Source organism: Phytobacter diazotrophicus, assembly GCF_052061655.1.
Lineage (GTDB): Bacteria > Pseudomonadota > Gammaproteobacteria > Enterobacterales > Enterobacteriaceae > Phytobacter > Phytobacter diazotrophicus.
On the sequence record NZ_CM125428.1, the window covers coordinates 4,911,882 to 4,930,429 of the forward strand.

The following is an 18,548-nucleotide window of genomic DNA, read 5'->3' on the forward strand; positions in this document are numbered from 1 at the left end:
GCCTCCGTGGTAACGATACTTATTGGGTATCGATGGTATGCGAAGGTGGCGGAATTGGTAGACGCGCTAGCTTCAGGTGTTAGTGTCCTTTGGATGTGGGGGTTCGAGTCCCCCCCCTCGCACCATAATCCACGTTGATATTGCTCTCACCGGGCGAAGGTGGCGGAATTGGTAGACGCGCTAGCTTCAGGTGTTAGTGTCCTTTGGATGTGGGGGTTCGAGTCCCCCCCCTCGCACCAACGAGGCGATATCAAAACAGTAAGATAGATGTGCGAAGGTGGCGGAATTGGTAGACGCGCTAGCTTCAGGTGTTAGTGTCCTTAGGATGTGGGGGTTCGAGTCCCCCCCCTCGCACCAAATATCTTACAACCTCCCTGTGTGACCACCCTGCTACACCATCAGCTTCAAATTCAGCATCACCAGCATTATTCCCCCGACAAGCGCAATCCCTGACGGCAGTAAAACAAAATGACGTAATCTTTTGTGATAAAGCATCGCGGACGTTAGCAACAAGCCAATGACAATCACCGAGCGCCAGGCACCCACGGAAAGATCCGCACAGGCCATCACCGCGACGATAACCCCTGACAACAAGATAGCCCATCCACTACCCAGTGCGCGTTGCAACATGCTTTAGACTCTCACAACGATAATGATAACCAATATCATATGATAGGTTTTCTCATTTGTCAGCATGCTTTAGCGAATCGGTATGAACTTTACGCATCTTCTGGTGACAGGGATTCACGAAGGTGATAAATTAAGCACCACTTAATTAAATCTAAAAAAATTGCTTTTTCGCGGTAACCTTTCTTCGCGTTATTTTTCAGTTTGGCAACCAGTTCAATTATACATTGCAGATTAATAACGACTTTTTTAAACATGACACCACACTCCTGGCAATCCCTTTGTAACAAGAAATATCGCTTATCCGTGCGACTCTTCTTGCTACTTAATACCATCTCGGCTCTTTTTTCTATCGCACTGCCACTTTACAACCTGCATGCGTTTACATTGCCCGTATGCCTGATCCTGGGCTCAAGCCTTGCTGGCTTGGTGGGTCACTGGAAATTCCCAAAAAAGAAAATAAACATTACGCTGATCTCGTTTTTATTTGGCTGTATGTGGGCGTGGGATATCATTATTAAATCCGCAGCATTAGGAGATAATGGTTCAACCTATCTACTTATCGCCCTATTAAGTGTTTTATTTATTGGCTCGCTCGCTTTCTCTAATAATATCATTGCATTTATGTTGCACTCTTTACCTGCTTTCATGGGGTGCGTCTTGTTAAGCAGCGGTGAAATAACATTGCGGATTGTCTACGCTTTTGCGCTGCCCATGATCGGGATTGCTATTCAACATGTGATTCAAAAGCGTAACGACAACTTCTCACAGGCTTTGATGTATCGCCTGATGCAGGAGCGCAAAACGCTGAACGATTTAAGTATGCTGGATCCGCTTACGGGGCTCTACAACCGACGTGGTCTGCAAAACAAGCTCGATAATCTGCTGGCGCTCGATGACGGTACGCGTTTTGTGCTACTGCTGGATATCGACCACTTCAAAGCCTACAACGATCACTACGGTCATATGATGGGTGATCAGGCGTTAATTCGCGTTTCTGCCGCCATACGTAATGCCGTGCGATCCAGAGATATTGTCGCCCGCTTTGGCGGTGAAGAATTCCTGATCTTATTAAACAGCGTTGACCTGGAACGTGCGCGTGTTGCCGCGGAACGGATTCGTCAGCATGTTTACGACCTGAAGATCCCCCATATGTTTAATGAGAGTGTCGCGACCAACGTCACTGTGAGCATTGGCATTGCCCCGCTGGAAGATGGCGACATTGAAGACGCACTCGATAAAGCAGATAAAGCACTGTACGAAGCCAAACACCAAGGACGGAACAGTATTCTCGTCAGCAGCGACTTACAGGTCCAGGTCGCATAATTCGGCCTGTCCAGGCTGACTTTACGATAAACATCTTGCTATAGGCCTGGCCTCTGGCTAGGATTGGAAATCATTATCATTTAGATTTCTATCTTTCTGACACTATGGCTTATCGTTACGCACCCGTTAATGAATTTGTGATCCGTCAGGCGAGGCTTTTTACTGAGAGCGACACCCTGGCGAATGAGGTGCGCGATATCCTTGCTCGCCTGCGCCCTCATCTTCTCGATTTCATCAAGCTGAACGAACTTCCGCCACAACAGGCGCTAACGCTGGCGGAATGGGCGCGACCGGATCATCTGCAATCACTGCTGACAACTTACACAAACCATATCTACCAAAAGCAGCCGACGCTGCCGTATGAAGGCAAACCGCTTCTGTCATTATGGGCGCAGTGGTACCTCGGCCTGATGGTGCCGCCGCTGCTGGTAGCCTTATTAACGCAAAAAATTGCGCTGGATCTTTCCCCGGAGCATCTGCATGTCGAATTTCATGAAACTGGCCGTGCCGCCTGCTTCTGGATGGATGTAGAGCGGGATGAGGCTCTGACGGCGCAGGGTGACATCCCGCGTATTGAGGCATTAATCGTTCGGGCGATGGCCCCCGTCGTAGCGGTACTGGAAGCGACCGGCGAGATCAACGGTAAGCTTATCTGGAGCAATACGGGTTATCTGATTAACTGGTGTCTGGGCGAAATGAAGCCTTTGCTGGGCGATGAACGGGTCACCGCGCTGCGCCAGTTCTGCTTCTTCGAGAAGCAGCTTTCGAGCGGTAACGACAACCCTTTATGGCGGACTGTCGTCACCCGTGATGGTGCGCTGGTCAGACGTACTTGCTGCCAGCGATATCGCTTGCCGGATGTCCAGCAATGCGGAGACTGCACACTAAAAAAATAGCGTCATGCGACCAGATACCTCACGCTTGTGAAGTTGTGCGGCTTGATGCTCTCACCCCGGCCCCCTGCCACAGGGAGAGAACGTAAATACTAAAAAGGCAACGTTCGTTGCCTTTTTGCTTTTATTTAGGCCACTTGCTGGCCTTCTTCTGCGCGTTGCGCCTCTTCCGCTTCCTGTTCCAGTAACTGTTTCTCGTACACTTTAAAGAACGGGTAGTAAATGATGGCGGAGATAACCGCGAGGATCACAACAAGCACGGCGGCACGGAAATCCCAGCCCAGCGCCCACGCCCCGCCAATAGGCGCAGGAGCGGTCCACGGAACAACAGAAATCACGCGTCCAATCAGATCCATTTTCATCGCCGCCCAGGCAATAATGGCGTTCACTAACGGCGCCAGAAGGAAAGGAATAAAGAACACCGGGTTCATGACAATCGGCGTACCGAAAATAACCGGCTCGTTAATATTGAACATACTGGGGACAATACTCAAACGGCCGATGGAGCGTAGATGCACCGAGCGACTGCGCAGATAGCAGAACACCAGCCCCATGGTTGCACCGGACCCCCCAATAACGATAAAGAATGTCCAGAAGGCCTCCATAAAGATGTGCGGTAACGGCGCCCCCTGCGCAAGTGCCGTCTGGTTCAGCCCCAGGTTAGTCAGCCAGAACATTTGCAGCATGCCAGACACAATCGCCGCCCCATGAATCCCGGCAAACCACAGTAAATGTCCGATCAGCACAGCCAGTAAAATCGCAGGCAGTGAATCCGCAGCCGACACCAGTGGCTTAAAGAGCGCCATAATGGCTTGCGGAATTAATACATTGAAATGTGACTGAATGAGGAGGCTCAGCGGATAGAGTGTCAACACAACCACCAGCACCGGAATCAACAGGTCAAATGAGTTTTTGATCATCGGCGGCACCTGATCCGGCAAGCGGATGCCGATATTGTGCGCCTTGAGGAAACGCATCATCTCCACACAGTACACGGCGACCAGAATAGCGGTAAAAATCCCGGTTCCCCCCAGGCTATCTACCGGTAATGTGCCGTTGGTTTTGGGTGCCGCAACCAGTAAAAAGGCCATCAGCGACAGCATGGCGCACATAAAGGGATCGAGCTGATGCGACTTCACATAATGCTTGCCCAGGTTATAGGCGATGGCCGCACAGATGTAGATAGACATAATGCCCATCGTCATGTCGAACGGCGTCAGGATACGTCCTTCATACTGCTTTGCCAGATCGAGCCACGCACGGGCGAAACCCCATGTCGTGTCAGGCGAAAACGGCGGATAGGCGAAGACCAGCAGGAAAGAACCGACTATCATAAACGGCATGGCCGAAATGAAACCATCACGGATGGCCATGACATGACGCTGGGAAGAAATCCGCCCGGCTATAGGGCTGACGTAGTTTTCGATGAAGCGAAAAATCACGTTAAACACTGCATGGTTGGCAGACATAGCGGCTCTCCTGTCAGTCTATATAATTCAGCGCAACAGCGAATGTTCTGCCGTGCAGCAATCCATTTGTAGGGTTTAAGACCATGCTGGCTAACGAACCAGCATTACAGCGAAGCAGGATACGTTTCATAGACGGCTCTTATTGATTATCGGGACAGAGGAAGTGACAAAATCAGTATTAACCCCGATGAAAAACACTGCAACCGGTTACTGAAACCGGTTTCCACGATTGTGAAGATGATCGTGAAACGCGTGGTAACGGGATTGTTTTGACAAGATATTTACAGGGATCACAGGGTTGTGACAGATTATTGAAGGTTATGTTCAGGAGAAGAAAATGAGTTTGCAGTCTGTCAGGCAATTTTTTGCCGAACACGCCCCCGATATTGACATCATCGAGCTCAACCAAAGTACCGCAACCGTCGCACTGGCTGCTGCCGCCCATAATGTTGAACCCGGTCAGATAGCCAAAACGTTATCTCTCAAAATCAAAAACGACGTGGTGTTAGTTGTCGCAAAAGGCGATGCCCGCCTGGACAACAAAAAGCTGAAGTCCACCTTCGGTGCGAAAGCGAGAATGCTCAGTAGTGATGAAGTGGTCACCCTTACCGGCCATCCGGTTGGCGGTGTCTGTCCGTTCGGGCTGGAAAACCCGTTGGCTGTTTATTGTGATGTTTCATTGAAACACTACGAGGAAGTACTCCCGGCTGCGGGTGCCATCCATAGCGCAGTGCGTATTTCCCCGGAGCGCATGGCGCAATTAACAGACGCAAAATGGATTGATGTTTGTGAGTAATCGAGACAGTGCCAGGCGAACCTGGCACTGAGTAAGCGGGTTATGCTAAGGATTGAGCCCCTTTCAATGCTGCTGCGGCAGGAACCCAGGTTAAAATATCTGCCGCATTCAGCAGCCCCACATCGGAATTCACCCCTAACTTAGCCATGGCGTTAAATTTATGCGCCCGGATGGTCTTAATGTTGCGCTCCAGATGTACGGCGATCTCCGGCATCGACAAACCACGCGTCATACATTGCAAAATGGCGCGCTCAGTCGGACTCAACGTGCGGTTTTGGCTGACATACCAGTGATTGACCACGTTTTCATTGACACGGCGGGTCTCCCCCAACAGGGTACAAATGTGCCCAAGTAAAATGGGTAACGAAGCTGATTTACTTAAAACACCATGCAATCGTGACGGAGAAAGACGGCTGACAAGGCGCGCTTCGCGGTCATCATCCGCCAGTACGATCCGCTGGATGCCAGGGTTTGTCAGTGACAACGCATGCAGGCAAAGCAGACATTCCCGTCGGAGTTCTCGCATACTCGATAGCGAATAAATGACTGAAAAGAAAGGCGTCTTTTTCTGCGCTTCAACAAATGCTTTGTGACTGTTAAAAAAATGAAAGTGATATGATTTCATGGCTGGCGATGCGAACAGATGGCGCAGGCCAGCCTCACTCATCATGCATCTCTCGATGACGGCAACATGCTTTTTCCCGGCACTGATTTCCATTCTGATTGCTCTCCATACGCCGACACAAGATTCAGCTCTTTAGCCCCCTGCGCACTATTAATCCATGCATACATTTCCGCATTACTTCGTAATGACAGTCGACGCATGGCACTGTTTTTTTGCGCGCTAATTGTTTTATTGCTTTTTTTAAGTAGCATCGCAATTTGATTAATACCCCACCCTTTACCCAACAGACGGAATACCTTTCGCTCAGAAAGCGTTAATGACTCCAGCTTATTTACAGCCTCATCTGCGTCAAAGAAATCTGCTGATAATAAAGTCTGGCTAATTCTTTCTGCACTTTCATCACCAGCGCGAATAGCATTAATAACACCCTCTACCGGTTCTCTGTCTGAAAGTAAGGTGCTACAAGGTCGCATCAGCAATTCAACGGCCATGGGATAAATCGTACGAGAAACAAAGAATATCCAATGGATATCAGTGTATTGAGAAAGAAGAGAATAATATTGTTCACAGGCATTGCGCATCTGACGCTGTTCACCAGAAAGATCGGCGATGACCAGAGAGGCGCGGCGTAACTGTAATAGTGTTATCTCTTCTAAAGAGCGGCAAAAAGTTAATTCATATTCGGGGAAATGACGCTCCAGAATGTCCCCCAGTCCAACAGTCATTACGGGAACTTTACTGGCAACTATTCCATATTTACAGCTTCTCGATAACATGTAACCTCCGCATCCATTCGCGAGCCTTATAAAATAAGTGATGTGAATATTTACTAATAACGCCAACCACCGTGTCAGCGGATACCACCCATTAATAAATATAAAATGAAAATATGACGAGAGTGTTTGTCAATATTCGGTTGTAACAATTAGTGATTATAAAAACAGCTGAATGGGGTGTCAATATATCTAACGAGCCAATAATGATACCTGATACGTACTCTTTAGAAGATAAAAAGAGAAACATAAATTAATTAATCACAAAATATATATTTATTGAAAATGAATACACCAGAAAAATGAATCTCTCTTTTTATCTCTCGCCTGGCATAGGTTTCCCTTCCCCTTTCTGAAAATGGTGCACAATCCTGCCAGCGAGCAGTAAAACCGCACCATTTTGTGATTTATTGCGCGAATCTTGATCTATCACCACGCCAAACACAGGGCCTCCTGTGCTAAAAATTACCTTTTCGTGCCACGCCTTGTGGACCTTGTGCAACATTACCAGGGCTATCATGCAAGAAGACCAGTCATCACAACGCGCCATTACACGTTTGTGTATCCAATGCGGCCTTTTTTTATTGCAACACGGTGCGGAAAGCGCACTGGTAGATGAATTATCCACGCGCCTCGGACTGGCGCTGGGCATGGATAGCGTAGAAAGCTCCATCTCATCAAACGCCATTGTGTTGACCACCATTAAAGATGGCCAGTGCCTGACATCGACCCGAAAAAACAGCGATCGCGGCATCAATATGCATGTGGTGACTGAGGTTCAGCATATTGTCATCATGACAGAGCATAAATTGCTGGACGCCAAAGATGTCGAAAAGCGTTTTTCTCAGGTAAAACCCCTTCGTTACCCGCGCTGGCTGGTCACGGTGATGGTTGGCCTGTCCTGCGCCTGTTTTTGTCGGCTTAACAATGGCGGCTGGGATGGCGCGTTTATCACGTTCTGCGCCAGCAGTATGGCGATGTACGTCCGACTGGTGCTGGCGAACCGTCATATGCACCCGCAAATCAATTTCTGCATCACCGCGTTCGTGGCGACCACCATTTCCGGGCTTATGCTCACGCTACCGGTTTTCCTGCATACGCCTACGGTCGCTATGGCCGCAAGTGTCTTATTGCTGGTCCCCGGCTTCCCGCTGATTAATTCCGTCGCAGATATGTTTAAAGGCCATATCAATACTGGCCTCGCACGCTGGGCTATCGCCAGCTTGTTAACACTCGCTACCTGTATTGGTGTCGTTTTAGCTATGACGATGTGGGGGCTACGCGGATGGATGTAATCTGGTTTTTGCTTAATCTGATACAAGACATGTTGCTGGCCGCCATTCCGGCCGTAGGCTTTGCAATGGTGTTTAACGTTCCGCATCGCGCCCTGCCCTGGTGCGCTCTGCTCGGCGCAATTGGTCACGGTACACGCTTCGCCATGGTCTCCTGGGGCTTTAACATCGAGTGGTCGACATTTATCGCCTCGATGTTGGTGGGCAGTATTGGGATTCACTGGTCGCGCTGGTACCTCGCGCATCCAAAAGTCTTTACAGTTGCCGCAGTAATCCCCATGTTTCCGGGAATATCAGCCTATACCGCGATGATCTCCGCCGTGAAGATCAGTCACCTCGGTTATAATGAAGACCTGATGATTCTTTTGCTGACCAATTTTCTCAAAGCGTCGTCGATTGTCGGCGCGCTCTCAATCGGCCTGTCTATCCCCGGCCTGTGGATTTACCGCAAACGCCCGCGCGTGTGAAATTTGAGTTATTTCTTTGCCATGGTGATAATCCCCCGAACTGATTGTGACTGACGAGGAGCGGATGTGGAACACCATGGCATTTATTCACCGGACAGTTTTGACGATACCCGGGTGAAGGACAAAATTTTCCTCAGCGCGATTACACTGTTTGCGGAATATGGGCTCAATGGCGCCCGCATGGAGCAAATCGCTGAAAAAGCCGGCACTACAAAGCGCATGGTGGTGTACCACTATAAAACCAAAGAAAACCTGTATCTGCAGGTTATCGAGTATGTTTATGCCGCTATTCGCGCCAACGAAAAATCCCTCGAACTCGCCACCCTGCCGCCTGTCGAGGCGCTGGTACAGTTAGTAGAAAGTAGCTTCGATTACCACGCCGACCACCCCGATTTTATTCGCATCATCTGCATGGAGAACATGCAACGCGGCCGCTTCATTCAGCAATCGGCCTGGCTGCGGGATGTCAACCTCAGCGCCCTGACGCTGCTGGAAGATATTTTGCGTCGTGGTCAGCAAAAGCAGCTATTCAACCAAAGTGTCTGCGCGCGCGACCTCCATCGGCTGATCAGTAGCTTTAGTTTTCATTACGTTGCCAATAGTTATTCATTCTCCATGCTCTTCGAAGCGGATGAAGATCAGCAGCAGCAACGTCAGCATTATCGCCGGATGGCAGTACAAGTCGTGCTGCGTTATATCTGCCCCTAAAAAAATAACTTGCAATTAAATCGTGCACTATCTATATTCAGAAACATGAAAACGAAATCAACTCAGCCCGCGAATGCGCAGCTCGCGTTAGATAACCAGTTTTGTTTTGCGTTGTACTCAACAAACCTGGCGCTGCATAAACTGTATCGGCAGCTACTGGCACCGATGAATCTGACCTACCCGCAATATCTGGTAATGCTGGTGTTGTGGGAACAAGATGACGTCACAGTGTCGGAGATTGGTGAACGCTTATTTCTGGATTCGGCAACGCTTACCCCGCTGTTGAAGCGGCTGGAAAGCGCCGGGTTTATTATTCGCCAACGTTCCCGCCAGGATGAACGCCAGGTCGTCATTACCCTGAGCGAGGCAGGTCGGGAATTGCAACAACAGGCAAAAGCGATACCGAATGCGGTCATGTGCTCGTTCGATTGTGACCACAAGCATCTGATGGAGCTAAAACAGCAGCTCGAAGTATTGCGCCAACAGTTTCAGCAAGCATAAGCCCGACTGTGGACGGTTTTATGCGACCATATATATAGCGTGCTATTTTATAGTAAACGACAATTATGAAAAGGAACCTGTTATGTCTTTAGAAAAAGTGATTTATACCGCCAAAGCCAAAGCCACCGGTGGCCGTGAAGGTCGCGCAACCTCTTCTGACGGCGTACTGGACGTCAAACTGGGTTTACCGAAAGAGATGGGTGGCGCAGGCGGTGAAGTCACCAACCCGGAGCAACTGTTTGCCGCAGGTTATTCAGCCTGTTTCCTGGGTGCGATGAAGTTCGTCTCTGGTCGCGACAAGATAGCAATTGCAAAAGACGCCTTTATCGAAGCAGAAGTGGGTATCGGTCCGCTACCGACCGGGTTTGGGATTGAGGTCAAACTCAATATCCACCTGGAAGGAATGGATGCCGCAGAGGCGAAGAAACTGGTCGATGCCGCACATATTGTCTGCCCTTATTCTAACGCCACTCGTGGCAACGTCGATGTTACGTTAAACATCATCGCGTAATACTAAGCCGGACGGGCATTAGCCAAAGATCCGGCAACCAGCACCATTGGGAAAACACACAGCCGGGGCAACCCGGCTTTTTCGTCTCTGCTCCCCCACGCCTCCACTGTGTTACTATGTGTCATTATGTCTGCGAAAATCTTCGCAGAACGTCTTTCTGTTATTGCCCTGTTTGAGAACGCGCTATGTCTTCCAGAATTCTGACTTCTACAGTTATCGGCATTGATGATTTTATGCGCGATCACGAAAGCGTTCTGGCGCGAACGGAAGGGGGCGCGGTCGCTGTTTTTGCCAATAACAGCCCTGCGTTTTACGCCATTACCCCGGAACGTCTGGCAGAATTGCTGGCGCTGGAGTCACGTCTGGCGCGCCCGGCCAGTGATATCACGCTGGATAACCAGTTCTATGAAGAGCCAGCCGCCGCACCGGTAAATGTTCCTATGGGGAAATTTGCCATGTATGCGGGCTGGCAGCCGGATGCGGATTTTCAACGCCTTGCGGCGCTATGGGGCATCGCCCTTGCCCACCCCGTTGCGCCGGAAGAGCTGGCGGCGTTTATTGCCTACTGGCAAGCCGAAGGGAAAGTGTTCCACCATGTGCAATGGCAGCAAAAACTGGCGCGAAGCCTCCAGATAAATCGCGCCAATCAGGGCGGCACGGCGAAACGCGACATTAACGCGATTTCCCAGCCTGACAGCCAAATTCCACCAGGTTTTAGAGGATAACGATGAAAAACGTCGCTGAACTGATGAAACGTCTGCAACGGATGATGCCTGCCAATACGCAGCCCGCGTTTAAAAACGGCGAGGAACTTATGGCATGGCAGAAGGAACAGGGTAAGATCCGCGCCGCCGCGATTGCCCGCGAAAATCGGGCGATGAAAATGCAGCGCACCTTTAATCGCTCAGGTATCCGTCCGCTTCACCAGAACTGTTCTTTCGATAATTACAAAGTGGAATGCGAAGGCCAGATGCGCGCACTGAGCCAGGCGCGGCAGTATGTGGCTGAGTTCGATGGAAATATTGCCAGCTTTATCTTCTCCGGCAAACCGGGTACCGGTAAAAACCACCTCGCGGCCGCTATCTGCAATGAACTGCTACTGCACGGCAAATCCGTGTTGATTATCACGGTCGCTGACATCATGTCCGCCATGAAAGAGACATTTGGTAACCGTGATAACAGCGAAGAACAATTGCTCAACGATCTGAGCAGCGTGGATCTGTTGGTTATCGATGAGATCGGCATGCAAACCGAATCACGCTACGAAAAAGTGATCATTAATCAGATTGTCGATCGTCGATCTTCCTCAAAACGACCGACAGGTATGCTCACCAACAGCAATCTGGAAGAGATGAACAAGCTCCTGGGCGAGCGTGTCATGGACAGGATGCGCCTGGGCAACAGTTTATGGGTCATTTTTAACTGGGACAGCTACCGTAGCCGCGTCACCGGCAAAGAGTATTGAGAGTTTTCCACTCCTTAATCCGGACGCGGGCAGGTGTATAATGTGCGCTTTCAGGCCACCCCAGGATTACGCCATGTCCTTTGCTAAACACCTTCTCTGCGTCGCTTTCGCCGGCGGCGCGTTTTTCACTCACGCCAGTTATGCCTCTTCCTGGCAGGACAGTCTTTCCAGCGCAGCCAGCCAGCTTAGCCAGCAGAGCGGTTCTGGCGGTCAGCAACAAGGTGGTATGTCCCTGTCTTCACTGACGGGCCTGCTCAACGGTGGCAACCAGTCACTCAGCTCAAGCACCATGAATAATGCAGCAGGCGTAATGTCTTACTGTGCCAAACATAAGCTCGCCTCACTGACTAACACGGATAACATTAAAAATCAGGTGCTGGATAAGCTAGGCCTGAGTTCCCAGACAGAACAGCAGAAAGACACTAACTATCTTGAAGGCCTGCAGGGAATGTTAAACACCAAAAACGGCGAGCAGCTCAATCTGAACAATATTGGCAGCACGCCACTGGCGGAGAAAGTGAAAACCAAAGCCTGTGACATTGTCCTGAAACAGGGCGTAAATTTCCTCTCCTGAGTCAAAAAAACGTCGCGTTTGCCGCCCCATGGGCCCAGACGCGACGCCTGCCTTTTACCTGCGTACCTTCCCCCCGATACAGAAAGCGACAGCGGTCATACTTAAATCTTTCTAAACCAATTCCGAATAAATCTGTATAAAGATGACACTACAATTGCAGCTATGTTACATCGCAATTAAATTGTATCCCCAAAGGATTTATACCAGCAGGATGCTGGTGTCGTAGAGGAATGACGGTTGTCCGAGTTACTTTCTATTGTTCTATTTCTCGCGTCCGTGGCGATTTACGCCTCTAAAGCGGGCCGTAATACTTGGTGGTTCACTGCAATATTGCTGGTGTTGGGTTTCTTTGTCCTGCTAAACATCACCCTCTACGCCAGTAACTACTTCACAGGCGATGGGATCAATGATGCAGTTATCTACACGCTGACCAATAGCCTCACGGGCGCGGGAGTGCGCAAATATCTGCTGCCCGGTGCAGTTCTGATTCTCGCCCTGGCGGCGGTTTTTGGCGCGCTGGCCTGGATACTACGCCGTCGTCGCCACCGCCCCTATCACTTCGGTTACAGCCTGCTGGCACTGCTGATGGCACTAGGCTCCGTGGACGCCAGCCCGGCATTTCATCAGATTACTGAACTCGTAAAATCGCAGTCTCGTGAAGGCGATCCTGATTTCGCAGAATATTATCGCGAACCGGCGAAAAAGATCCCCAATCCAAAGCTGAACCTGGTCTATATCTACGGCGAGAGTCTGGAACGCACCTATTTCGATGATGAGGCGTTTCCCGGCCTGGCGCCTGAGCTGGGCGCATTAAAAGAAGAAGGTCTGGATTTCTCGCAAACGGAACAACTGCCCGGTACGGATTACACCATTGCCGGAATGGTCGCCTCTCAGTGCGGTATCCCGCTGTTTGCGCCGTTTGAAGGTAACGCATCTGCGTCCGTTTCCAGCTTTTTCCCGCAGAACACCTGCCTTGGCGATATCCTGAAAAACTCCGGCTACCAGAACTATTTTGTTCAGGGCGCAAACCTGCGCTTTGCCGGTAAAGATGTGTTTCTTAAATCCCATGGCTTTGACCATTTGGTCGGCGCAGAAGAGTTAAAAGGCGAAGTAAGCGATCCGAAATACCGCAATGACTGGGGCTTTTACGACGACACCGTGCTGGATGAAGTATGGAAAAAGTACGAGGCGCTATCCCGTTCCGGGCAACGTTTCTCATTGTTTGCGTTAACTGTCGATACCCACCACCCGGACGGTTTTATCTCCCGAACCTGTGGTCGTAAAAGCTATAGCTATGACGGTAAACCAAACCAGTCGTTTAGCGCCGTAACCTGTAGCCAACAGCATATTGCCGCGCTGATTAACAAAATCAAAGCCTCGCCCTGGTTTAAAGATACGGTCATTGTGGTCTCTTCCGATCATCTGGCCATGAACAACACAGCCTGGAAATACCTGAACAAAGAGGATCGTAAGAACCTGTTTTTCGTTCTGCGTGGCGATGAGCCACAGCAGGACACGCTGGCCGTGAAACGCAGCACCATGGATAACGGCGCTACGGTGCTGGACATTCTCGGTGGCGATAACTACCTCGGCCTTGGGCGCAGCAGCCTGTCCGGGCAGTCGCTTTCCGGCGAGTTCCTGAATATGAAAGAGAAAATCGTCGCCTGGAAGCCCGATATCATTCGTCTGTGGAATTTCCCAAAACAGATGAAAGACTTCACTATCGATCGCGATAAAAAGATGATTGCCTTCTCCGGCAGCAATTTCCGCCTTCCACTACTGGTACGTGTGTCATCAAAACGCATCGAACCTATCCCGGAAAGCGAATACTCTGCGCCGCTGCGTTTCCAGCTCGCCGATTTCGCCCCACGCGATAACTTTGTCTGGGTTGATCAATGCTACAAGATGGCCCGCCTGTGGGCGCCGGAACTGGTGCTTTCCACCGACTGGTGTGTATCGCAAGGGCAGCTTGGCGGTGAACAGAAAGTCCAGGCGGTCGACAAAGATCAGTGGAAAGGCAAAACCGCTTTCAAAGACACCGTCATCAGCACTGACCGTTACAAGCAAAATGTGGATATGCTCAAAATTGTCGATGACGACATCCGCTACAAAGCCGATAGCTTTGTCTTTAACGTGGCAGGCGCACCGGAGGAAGTGAAAAAATTCAGCGGCATTTCTCGCCCGGAAAGCTGGGGACGCTGGTCGAATGCGCAGCTCGGCAACGAAGTCGAAATTGAATTTAATGACCCGCTGCCAGCATCCTTTGACCTGGTGATCACCGCAAAAGCCTATGGTGCAAATGCCAACCGCCCTATTCCGGTAAGAGTAGGCGATGAGGAACAAACGCTGATGCTGGGCAACGATGTTTCCACCACCACGTTGCGTTTCAACAACCCGACACGCAGCAATACGCTGGTAATTGTGCCGCCGGAACCCGAGTCGACCAATGAGGGGAATATTCTCGGCCACTCTCCACGTAAACTCGGTATCGGGATGGTGGAAATCAAAGTCGTTGAATCCGCAGGATAAAAAATGCGCCCGACATACCCTGGGCGCTAAATAGCAATCGTTATTGCTGCCTGTCTTTGCAATTTTTCCTCCGCTGGCGGATGAATACCCCGCGACAAGCTCTGTCTTAAGCCACAACACATGAGTGCCGAAAGGCACTCAGAAATGAATTACCCCTTTGATCCATTCGCGGTTGTTAATCGCCTGCTGTTCGTAAGTTTCTGCCAGCGCGTGAAACGCATAGCGGTGTGTCAGCATCATTTGCACCGATTGTCACCGGGTTTATCGTCGATACGACCCGATCATTCCGTCTGGCGCTGATTATCTGCGGCTGCGTAACAGTATTGGGCACCATTGCTTATGTGGTGCTGGTTCGCCAACCGATCGGCGATCCGAAGCAAAACTAACAAACAAACGGGCAATCACAACATCGCCCGCATTTCAATTTGACTGATGTTCATCGTGGAATACCCCGCTGAGGAAAACAGCGGGGTGAAGGATTCCGGCACCGCCACACTGGTCGTCAATCCAGGGAAGTGATGATTGAGGGTGATCAGCATCTCACGGGCAAAGCCTTTGTGGCGGTACTCCGGGTCGACATAAAGAAAGCGCAGTTGCGGAGCATCCATCAGCGTTGAAATGGCCGCATACGCATGCTTACGATACTCAAAAGCCCGGCAAGGAAGGGTAATGACACAAAGAGGATCAAGCTGCCAGGGTAGCGTGTTCTTAACCTCAGCCACGGAGCGCCAGAGCAGCTCAAGGGGATTGCACTCCCGCAACAGGTTCTCTGCGATAGCGGAAAATGTATTGCCCTGATAACCCCGCAGCACCCGCTGTTGCTCAAAACCCACTGACCGATACAGACCGATCCCCGCCTGGTTGTCTGCAAGCACCTCCAGCCATATCTGCTGAACGCCCTTTGCCTTCAACCTGTCAATTAAGGGCACCAACAGCCGCTTACTTACCCCATTCCCCCTGTATGCCGGGCGCAGGGCAAAGGCGGCCAGCCGCGCGGATTCGGTACGCCGGGTGATAAGGGCAATAGCCACAAGCCTTTCGCCTTCCCACCAGACACAAGAGTCGGTCAGACTGATATCTTCTGCGCCGAAACGCAGGGCAAAACGCTCAGGAGTAAGAGAGATGGGAATGCGGTAGCCTTCAAAGCACTCGCCTAAAAAAGCGGAAAGCTGCTCGCTACTGTAGTGAAGGGCAGAAAGGGCGGTCAGGTTCATAGTGCTCCTCCGGGCGGAAAAACCAAGGATAGCACGATGAAAAAAGATTAAGTGCGCCCCGCGTCAGCAGGGCGCGAGGTTTATCAGAAGGTTTCCCAGTTTTCGTCACCGACCGCCGCTTTACGCGGCATTGGGCTTGCTGATGGGGTTTTCAGCGTGGATGCCGCAACCGGTGCTTCGCGGGACACGCGACGGGTACGGAACACGGCAACCGCCTGCGTCAAACGGCTGGCCTGTTCTTCCAGCGCGGCAGCCGCAGCGGCAGATTCTTCTACCAGTGAGGCGTTCTGCTGGGTCACACGGTCCATTTCTGCTACAGCCAGACCCACCTGATCGATACCACGGCTCTGCTCATCGGAGGCAGAGGCGATTTCGCCCATGATGTCGGTGACGCGGGTTACCGCACTGACAATCTCGTCCATGGTTTCACCGGCGCTTTCCACCAGCGTAGAGCCCAGCTCAACACGACCGACAGAGTCTTCAATCAGACTCTTGATTTCACGCGCCGCCTGCGCACTGCGCTGGGCCAGGTTACGGACTTCACCTGCCACCACCGCAAAGCCACGCCCCTGCTCGCCAGCACGTGCGGCTTCTACCGCGGCGTTCAGCGCCAGAATGTTGGTCTGGAAGGCGATACCATCGATCACGCTGATAATATCGGCAATTTTCTGCGAACTGGCGGTAATGTCACGCATTGTCTGCACAACGTTATCCACCACTTTACCGCCTTTCTGCGCGGTATCGGATGCGCTTTTCGCCAGATGACTGGCCTGACGGGCGTTTTCGGCGTTCTGTTTCACCGTTGCGGTCAGCTCTTCCATACTGGCGGCAGTCTCTTCCAGCGAAGCGGCCTGCTGTTCAGTACGGGAAGAGAGATCGTTGTTACCTGCAGAGATTTCGCTTGCGCCGCTGTAAATGGCATCGGCACCGTTACGGACATCGCCTACGGTACGCACCAGCTCAGCCTGCATGTGGCGAAGGCTGGAGGCCAGTTGGCCCATTTCGTTGCTACCGTGCACATTGATGCTCTGTTCCAGATCGCCACCGGCAATATGGCGGATATTTTCAATCAGATGATTCATCGGACCGATAACACCACGCTTAATGCCCAGCCAGACGGCGACAATCACCACCAGTACGACCAACAGGACACTAATAATTATCCATACGGCAGTGGAGTAAGAGCCGTTGCTCTCTTCGACCGCGATAGCATACAGACGGTCGTTTTGCTGCAAGTAGTCAAGGTACGGCTTCTCAAAGGCGTCCTGATAGCCCTGCGTCGGCTGATCAAAGAACTCATTGATTTTGCCTGCACCCAGCAGCTGAATCAGCTCAGCCAGCGCATTGTGGTAAATATCATAAGTACGATTGATTTCCGCTGCCGCAGCCTCGTTCTGGCGCGGATCGCGAGGTAAAGCTTGATACTCTTTCCAGTGCGTTTCCGCCTGCTTTAACGAGCTGCTGGCGATCTGCATCAGATCGTTCACCGTTGCACCGCTACCAATCTGGTTCTGATCCATCATGTAACGGATCCCGGCGCGGTTGAGCGTGTTACGCGTCTGCAAAAGCGCCACCCAACTGGCGTTGAGCGTGGATTGCTGCTGACGAATAGTCTGCAACACAGTGAAGTTTTCTTTGTCGTGCTTAAGTGCGTTAAAGAATAAGCCGCCAGATGTGAGCTGCAAAAGACCAAAAAGTCCCAGTACAAAAAGTAAACTGGTGACAAGTTTCATACGATTCAACATGTTTTCTATCTTCCATTAGCCAGGTAACAGTTTTTCGGCCTGACCAGAGAAAACTTTATGGTGGATCGTATTGAGCATTTGTCTAAAGACGAACGTCGAGTAAACAGTAAGCATCCACAGTATTTAGTCTAAAACGTCGATATAAAGGAAATAAACGAGCATGGAATAATACGTTTCGCTAAAAATTTCAGTTAAACAACCAGAAATATGGAAAATCCCCGGCGACATTAAGAATAATCTTCCCCCTTAAGCGACTCACTGCTTTAATAGGTTAGCTCTTTTAACTCAAGGACTTAAAAGTGATTAACCGTGATTTTGATCATTTATCAACTCTGTTACATTTGTTTTTTACTCGCCAGGATATTCAGCAAAAATTGAATATAATCGACCAGTACCATATCTCTGGCTGGGAAATCTGGATGCAAATTGAGTTCGCTAACCTGCTGGCTTCCACCGACCATGAATGGTGGCGCGAGATCAGCCTGGAGTGCGACAAACGCATGAATCCGCAGCGCGATTCACTGCGCACTGACTTCTTGCTGAGGAAAAAAGGCTGGACGGTGGATAGCTACATCGCACTTGAAATAAAGCAAAATATCGACCCCACCAGTTGCGTCAGAAATATGATCCTCGACCTTGAAAAATCAGCAAAAATAAGGCGTTCTGAGATCGATCTGCGCAGCTTCTGGACCTTAGGTATTACGCGAACCATTGACGCTGAGCGGTTAGACGCACTGATTGATAATTACCTCCAGGATAAATATTACCAGACCAAAAGCAGAGAAAAGCACGTACTGTTGACCCCTATCGAAAATACCCCCTACTGCTATATCGTTATCTGACCCTTTGCTCGCAGGCCCTTTTTATCAACGCCTGCAAGCCCGCGGCTCCACGTGATCCTTATCACACATTTTCAGCCGCTTAGCGCCGTATAAAACCGCTTATCCGCTTAGCTGACCGCTTACCCCGCTATTCATACCACTCAATCAGATCGCGCCCTTTTTACGCTTGTAATTTGCCATGATCGTCACCA

General features: G+C 50.6%; 20 protein-coding genes, 3 tRNA genes and 2 pseudogenes. 17 read left to right on the plus strand and 8 right to left on the minus strand.

The features are described from left to right. The first annotated feature begins 39 nt into the window (after window positions 1-39). The 3 genes from ACS0RQ_RS23805 to ACS0RQ_RS23815 all read left to right on the plus strand — a co-directional run bounded on the left by ACS0RQ_RS23805 (window position 40) and on the right by ACS0RQ_RS23815 (window position 357). Window positions 40-125 (plus strand) — tRNA-Leu (locus tag ACS0RQ_RS23805). A 28-nt stretch (window positions 126-153) separates the two neighbouring features. Further along, window positions 154-239 (plus strand) — tRNA-Leu (locus ACS0RQ_RS23810). A 32-nt stretch (window positions 240-271) separates the two neighbouring features. Then, window positions 272-357: transfer RNA gene (locus ACS0RQ_RS23815), tRNA-Leu, on the plus strand. A gap of 33 nt (window positions 358-390) precedes the next feature. On the opposite strand, the gene ACS0RQ_RS23820 is transcribed toward ACS0RQ_RS23815, so the two are convergent. Then, window positions 391-630 (minus strand): DUF1435 domain-containing protein, encoded by a 240-nt coding sequence (locus ACS0RQ_RS23820; protein WP_271848735.1) that lies wholly within the window; start codon window positions 628-630, stop codon window positions 391-393. An 89-nt stretch (window positions 631-719) separates the two neighbouring features. After that, complete coding sequence (locus ACS0RQ_RS23825; protein WP_271848734.1) at window positions 720-884, minus strand: hypothetical protein; 165 nt, start codon at window positions 882-884, stop codon at window positions 720-722. On the opposite strand from ACS0RQ_RS23825, the gene ACS0RQ_RS23830 reads away from it, so the two are divergent. Next, window positions 883-1,953 (plus strand): GGDEF domain-containing protein, encoded by a 1,071-nt coding sequence (locus ACS0RQ_RS23830; RefSeq protein WP_271848733.1) that lies wholly within the window; start codon window positions 883-885, stop codon window positions 1,951-1,953. The genes ACS0RQ_RS23825 and ACS0RQ_RS23830 overlap by 2 nt on opposite strands. A gap of 104 nt (window positions 1,954-2,057) precedes the next feature. Then, window positions 2,058-2,849 (plus strand): siderophore-iron reductase FhuF, encoded by a 792-nt coding sequence (fhuF, locus tag ACS0RQ_RS23835; RefSeq protein WP_271848732.1) that lies wholly within the window; start codon window positions 2,058-2,060, stop codon window positions 2,847-2,849. 125 nt (window positions 2,850-2,974) lie between these two features. Here fhuF and ACS0RQ_RS23840 read toward each other — a convergent pair whose 3' ends face one another. Beyond that, a complete protein-coding gene (locus tag ACS0RQ_RS23840) occupies window positions 2,975-4,315 on the minus strand; it encodes a PTS sugar transporter subunit IIC (protein WP_071193582.1) in 1,341 nt (446 codons plus the stop codon). 337 nt (window positions 4,316-4,652) lie between these two features. Between ACS0RQ_RS23840 and ACS0RQ_RS23845 the strand changes: the two genes are divergently transcribed. Beyond that, window positions 4,653-5,111, plus strand: coding sequence for a YbaK/EbsC family protein (locus tag ACS0RQ_RS23845; RefSeq protein WP_039078240.1), 459 nt, complete (start codon window positions 4,653-4,655; stop codon window positions 5,109-5,111). Between the two features lie 40 nt (window positions 5,112-5,151). On the opposite strand, the gene bglJ is transcribed toward ACS0RQ_RS23845, so the two are convergent. Together bglJ and ACS0RQ_RS23855 are read right to left on the minus strand one after the other, a co-directional pair. Further along, entirely contained in the window at window positions 5,152-5,778 is a 627-nt protein-coding gene (gene bglJ / locus ACS0RQ_RS23850; RefSeq protein WP_039078239.1) for a DNA-binding transcriptional activator BglJ, read from the minus strand. Beyond that, a complete protein-coding gene (locus tag ACS0RQ_RS23855; RefSeq protein ID WP_271848731.1) occupies window positions 5,778-6,512 on the minus strand; it encodes a helix-turn-helix transcriptional regulator in 735 nt (244 codons plus the stop codon). Before ACS0RQ_RS23855 ends, bglJ begins: the two co-directional genes overlap by 1 nt. 515 nt (window positions 6,513-7,027) lie before the next feature. On the opposite strand from ACS0RQ_RS23855, the gene ACS0RQ_RS23860 reads away from it, so the two are divergent. The 9 genes from ACS0RQ_RS23860 (at window position 7,028) to opgB (ending at window position 14,556) form a co-directional block, all read left to right on the plus strand. Then, the gene (locus ACS0RQ_RS23860) at window positions 7,028-7,804 is read left to right on the plus strand and encodes a threonine/serine exporter family protein (RefSeq protein ID WP_271848730.1); all 777 of its coding nucleotides are present in this window, start codon (window positions 7,028-7,030) and stop codon (window positions 7,802-7,804) included. Next, window positions 7,795-8,268: a threonine/serine exporter gene (locus ACS0RQ_RS23865; protein ID WP_039078235.1), complete on the plus strand. Its 474-nt coding sequence runs from the start codon at window positions 7,795-7,797 to the stop codon at window positions 8,266-8,268. Before ACS0RQ_RS23860 ends, ACS0RQ_RS23865 begins: the two co-directional genes overlap by 10 nt. Before the next feature lie 66 nt (window positions 8,269-8,334). Next, a complete protein-coding gene (locus tag ACS0RQ_RS23870) occupies window positions 8,335-8,976 on the plus strand; it encodes a TetR/AcrR family transcriptional regulator (RefSeq protein WP_071193580.1) in 642 nt (213 codons plus the stop codon). Between the two features lie 45 nt (window positions 8,977-9,021). Next, a complete protein-coding gene (locus ACS0RQ_RS23875; RefSeq protein ID WP_271848729.1) occupies window positions 9,022-9,477 on the plus strand; it encodes a MarR family winged helix-turn-helix transcriptional regulator in 456 nt (151 codons plus the stop codon). Between the two features lie 82 nt (window positions 9,478-9,559). Next, the gene (locus ACS0RQ_RS23880; RefSeq protein ID WP_039078233.1) at window positions 9,560-9,988 is read left to right on the plus strand and encodes an organic hydroperoxide resistance protein; all 429 of its coding nucleotides are present in this window, start codon (window positions 9,560-9,562) and stop codon (window positions 9,986-9,988) included. Window positions 9,989-10,173: 185 nt separating this feature from the next. Next, on the plus strand, window positions 10,174-10,713 hold the full coding sequence (gene dnaT, locus ACS0RQ_RS23885; protein WP_079497308.1) for a primosomal protein DnaT: 540 nt from the start codon (window positions 10,174-10,176) through the stop codon (window positions 10,711-10,713). Window positions 10,714-10,715: 2 nt separating this feature from the next. Then, entirely contained in the window at window positions 10,716-11,453 is a 738-nt protein-coding gene (gene dnaC, locus ACS0RQ_RS23890; protein ID WP_047371948.1) for a replicative helicase loader DnaC, read from the plus strand. Window positions 11,454-11,526: 73 nt separating this feature from the next. Beyond that, window positions 11,527-12,027: a YjjA family protein gene (locus ACS0RQ_RS23895; RefSeq protein ID WP_165159275.1), complete on the plus strand. Its 501-nt coding sequence runs from the start codon at window positions 11,527-11,529 to the stop codon at window positions 12,025-12,027. 237 nt (window positions 12,028-12,264) lie between these two features. Further along, window positions 12,265-14,556, plus strand: coding sequence for a phosphatidylglycerol--membrane-oligosaccharide glycerophosphotransferase (opgB, locus tag ACS0RQ_RS23900; protein ID WP_271848728.1), 2,292 nt, complete (start codon window positions 12,265-12,267; stop codon window positions 14,554-14,556). Between the two features lie 138 nt (window positions 14,557-14,694). Here opgB and ACS0RQ_RS23905 read toward each other — a convergent pair. Continuing rightward, a pseudogene (locus ACS0RQ_RS23905) lies at window positions 14,695-14,805 on the minus strand (hypothetical protein); the annotation flags it as partial. Between ACS0RQ_RS23905 and ACS0RQ_RS23910 the strand changes: the two are divergent. Next, a pseudogene (locus tag ACS0RQ_RS23910) lies at window positions 14,778-14,942 on the plus strand (MFS transporter); the annotation flags it as partial. The pseudogenes ACS0RQ_RS23905 and ACS0RQ_RS23910 sit on opposite strands and share 28 nt — an antisense overlap. A 15-nt stretch (window positions 14,943-14,957) precedes the next feature. On the opposite strand, the gene ACS0RQ_RS23915 reads toward ACS0RQ_RS23910, so the two are convergent. Next, on the minus strand, window positions 14,958-15,770 hold the full coding sequence (locus tag ACS0RQ_RS23915; RefSeq protein ID WP_271848727.1) for a GNAT family N-acetyltransferase: 813 nt from the start codon (window positions 15,768-15,770) through the stop codon (window positions 14,958-14,960). Window positions 15,771-15,853: 83 nt separating this feature from the next. Then, window positions 15,854-17,515, minus strand: coding sequence for a methyl-accepting chemotaxis protein (tsr, locus tag ACS0RQ_RS23920; protein ID WP_271848726.1), 1,662 nt, complete (start codon window positions 17,513-17,515; stop codon window positions 15,854-15,856). 299 nt (window positions 17,516-17,814) lie between these two features. Here tsr and ACS0RQ_RS23925 point away from each other — a divergent pair, with 299 nt between their 5' ends. Continuing rightward, window positions 17,815-18,357, plus strand: a complete 543-nt coding sequence (locus ACS0RQ_RS23925) for a hypothetical protein (protein WP_132439737.1) — start codon at window positions 17,815-17,817, stop codon at window positions 18,355-18,357. Window positions 18,358-18,548 lie beyond the last annotated feature (191 nt).

Bases quoted from the DNA above. Each gene is read 5' to 3' on its own strand.
- ACS0RQ_RS23915 (WP_271848727.1), bottom strand. From the start codon at position 15,770: ATGAACCTGACCGCCCTTTCTGCCCTTCACTACAGTAGCGAGCAGCTT.
- ACS0RQ_RS23825 (WP_271848734.1), bottom strand. From the start codon at position 884: ATGTTTAAAAAAGTCGTTATTAATCTGCAATGTATAATTGAACTGGTT.
- ACS0RQ_RS23860 (WP_271848730.1), top strand. From the start codon at position 7,028: ATGCAAGAAGACCAGTCATCACAACGCGCCATTACACGTTTGTGTATC.
- bglJ (WP_039078239.1), bottom strand. From the start codon at position 5,778: ATGAGTGAGGCTGGCCTGCGCCATCTGTTCGCATCGCCAGCCATGAAA.
- dnaT (WP_079497308.1), top strand. From the start codon at position 10,174: ATGTCTTCCAGAATTCTGACTTCTACAGTTATCGGCATTGATGATTTT.
- ACS0RQ_RS23855 (WP_271848731.1), bottom strand. From the start codon at position 6,512: ATGTTATCGAGAAGCTGTAAATATGGAATAGTTGCCAGTAAAGTTCCC.
- ACS0RQ_RS23840 (WP_071193582.1), bottom strand. From the start codon at position 4,315: ATGTCTGCCAACCATGCAGTGTTTAACGTGATTTTTCGCTTCATCGAA.
- ACS0RQ_RS23820 (WP_271848735.1), bottom strand. From the start codon at position 630: ATGTTGCAACGCGCACTGGGTAGTGGATGGGCTATCTTGTTGTCAGGG.
- ACS0RQ_RS23830 (WP_271848733.1), top strand. From the start codon at position 883: ATGACACCACACTCCTGGCAATCCCTTTGTAACAAGAAATATCGCTTA.
- ACS0RQ_RS23875 (WP_271848729.1), top strand. From the start codon at position 9,022: ATGAAAACGAAATCAACTCAGCCCGCGAATGCGCAGCTCGCGTTAGAT.
- tsr (WP_271848726.1), bottom strand. From the start codon at position 17,515: ATGTTGAATCGTATGAAACTTGTCACCAGTTTACTTTTTGTACTGGGA.
- ACS0RQ_RS23845 (WP_039078240.1), top strand. From the start codon at position 4,653: ATGAGTTTGCAGTCTGTCAGGCAATTTTTTGCCGAACACGCCCCCGAT.
- ACS0RQ_RS23880 (WP_039078233.1), top strand. From the start codon at position 9,560: ATGTCTTTAGAAAAAGTGATTTATACCGCCAAAGCCAAAGCCACCGGT.
- dnaC (WP_047371948.1), top strand. From the start codon at position 10,716: ATGAAAAACGTCGCTGAACTGATGAAACGTCTGCAACGGATGATGCCT.
- fhuF (WP_271848732.1), top strand. From the start codon at position 2,058: ATGGCTTATCGTTACGCACCCGTTAATGAATTTGTGATCCGTCAGGCG.
- ACS0RQ_RS23865 (WP_039078235.1), top strand. From the start codon at position 7,795: ATGGATGTAATCTGGTTTTTGCTTAATCTGATACAAGACATGTTGCTG.
- ACS0RQ_RS23895 (WP_165159275.1), top strand. From the start codon at position 11,527: ATGTCCTTTGCTAAACACCTTCTCTGCGTCGCTTTCGCCGGCGGCGCG.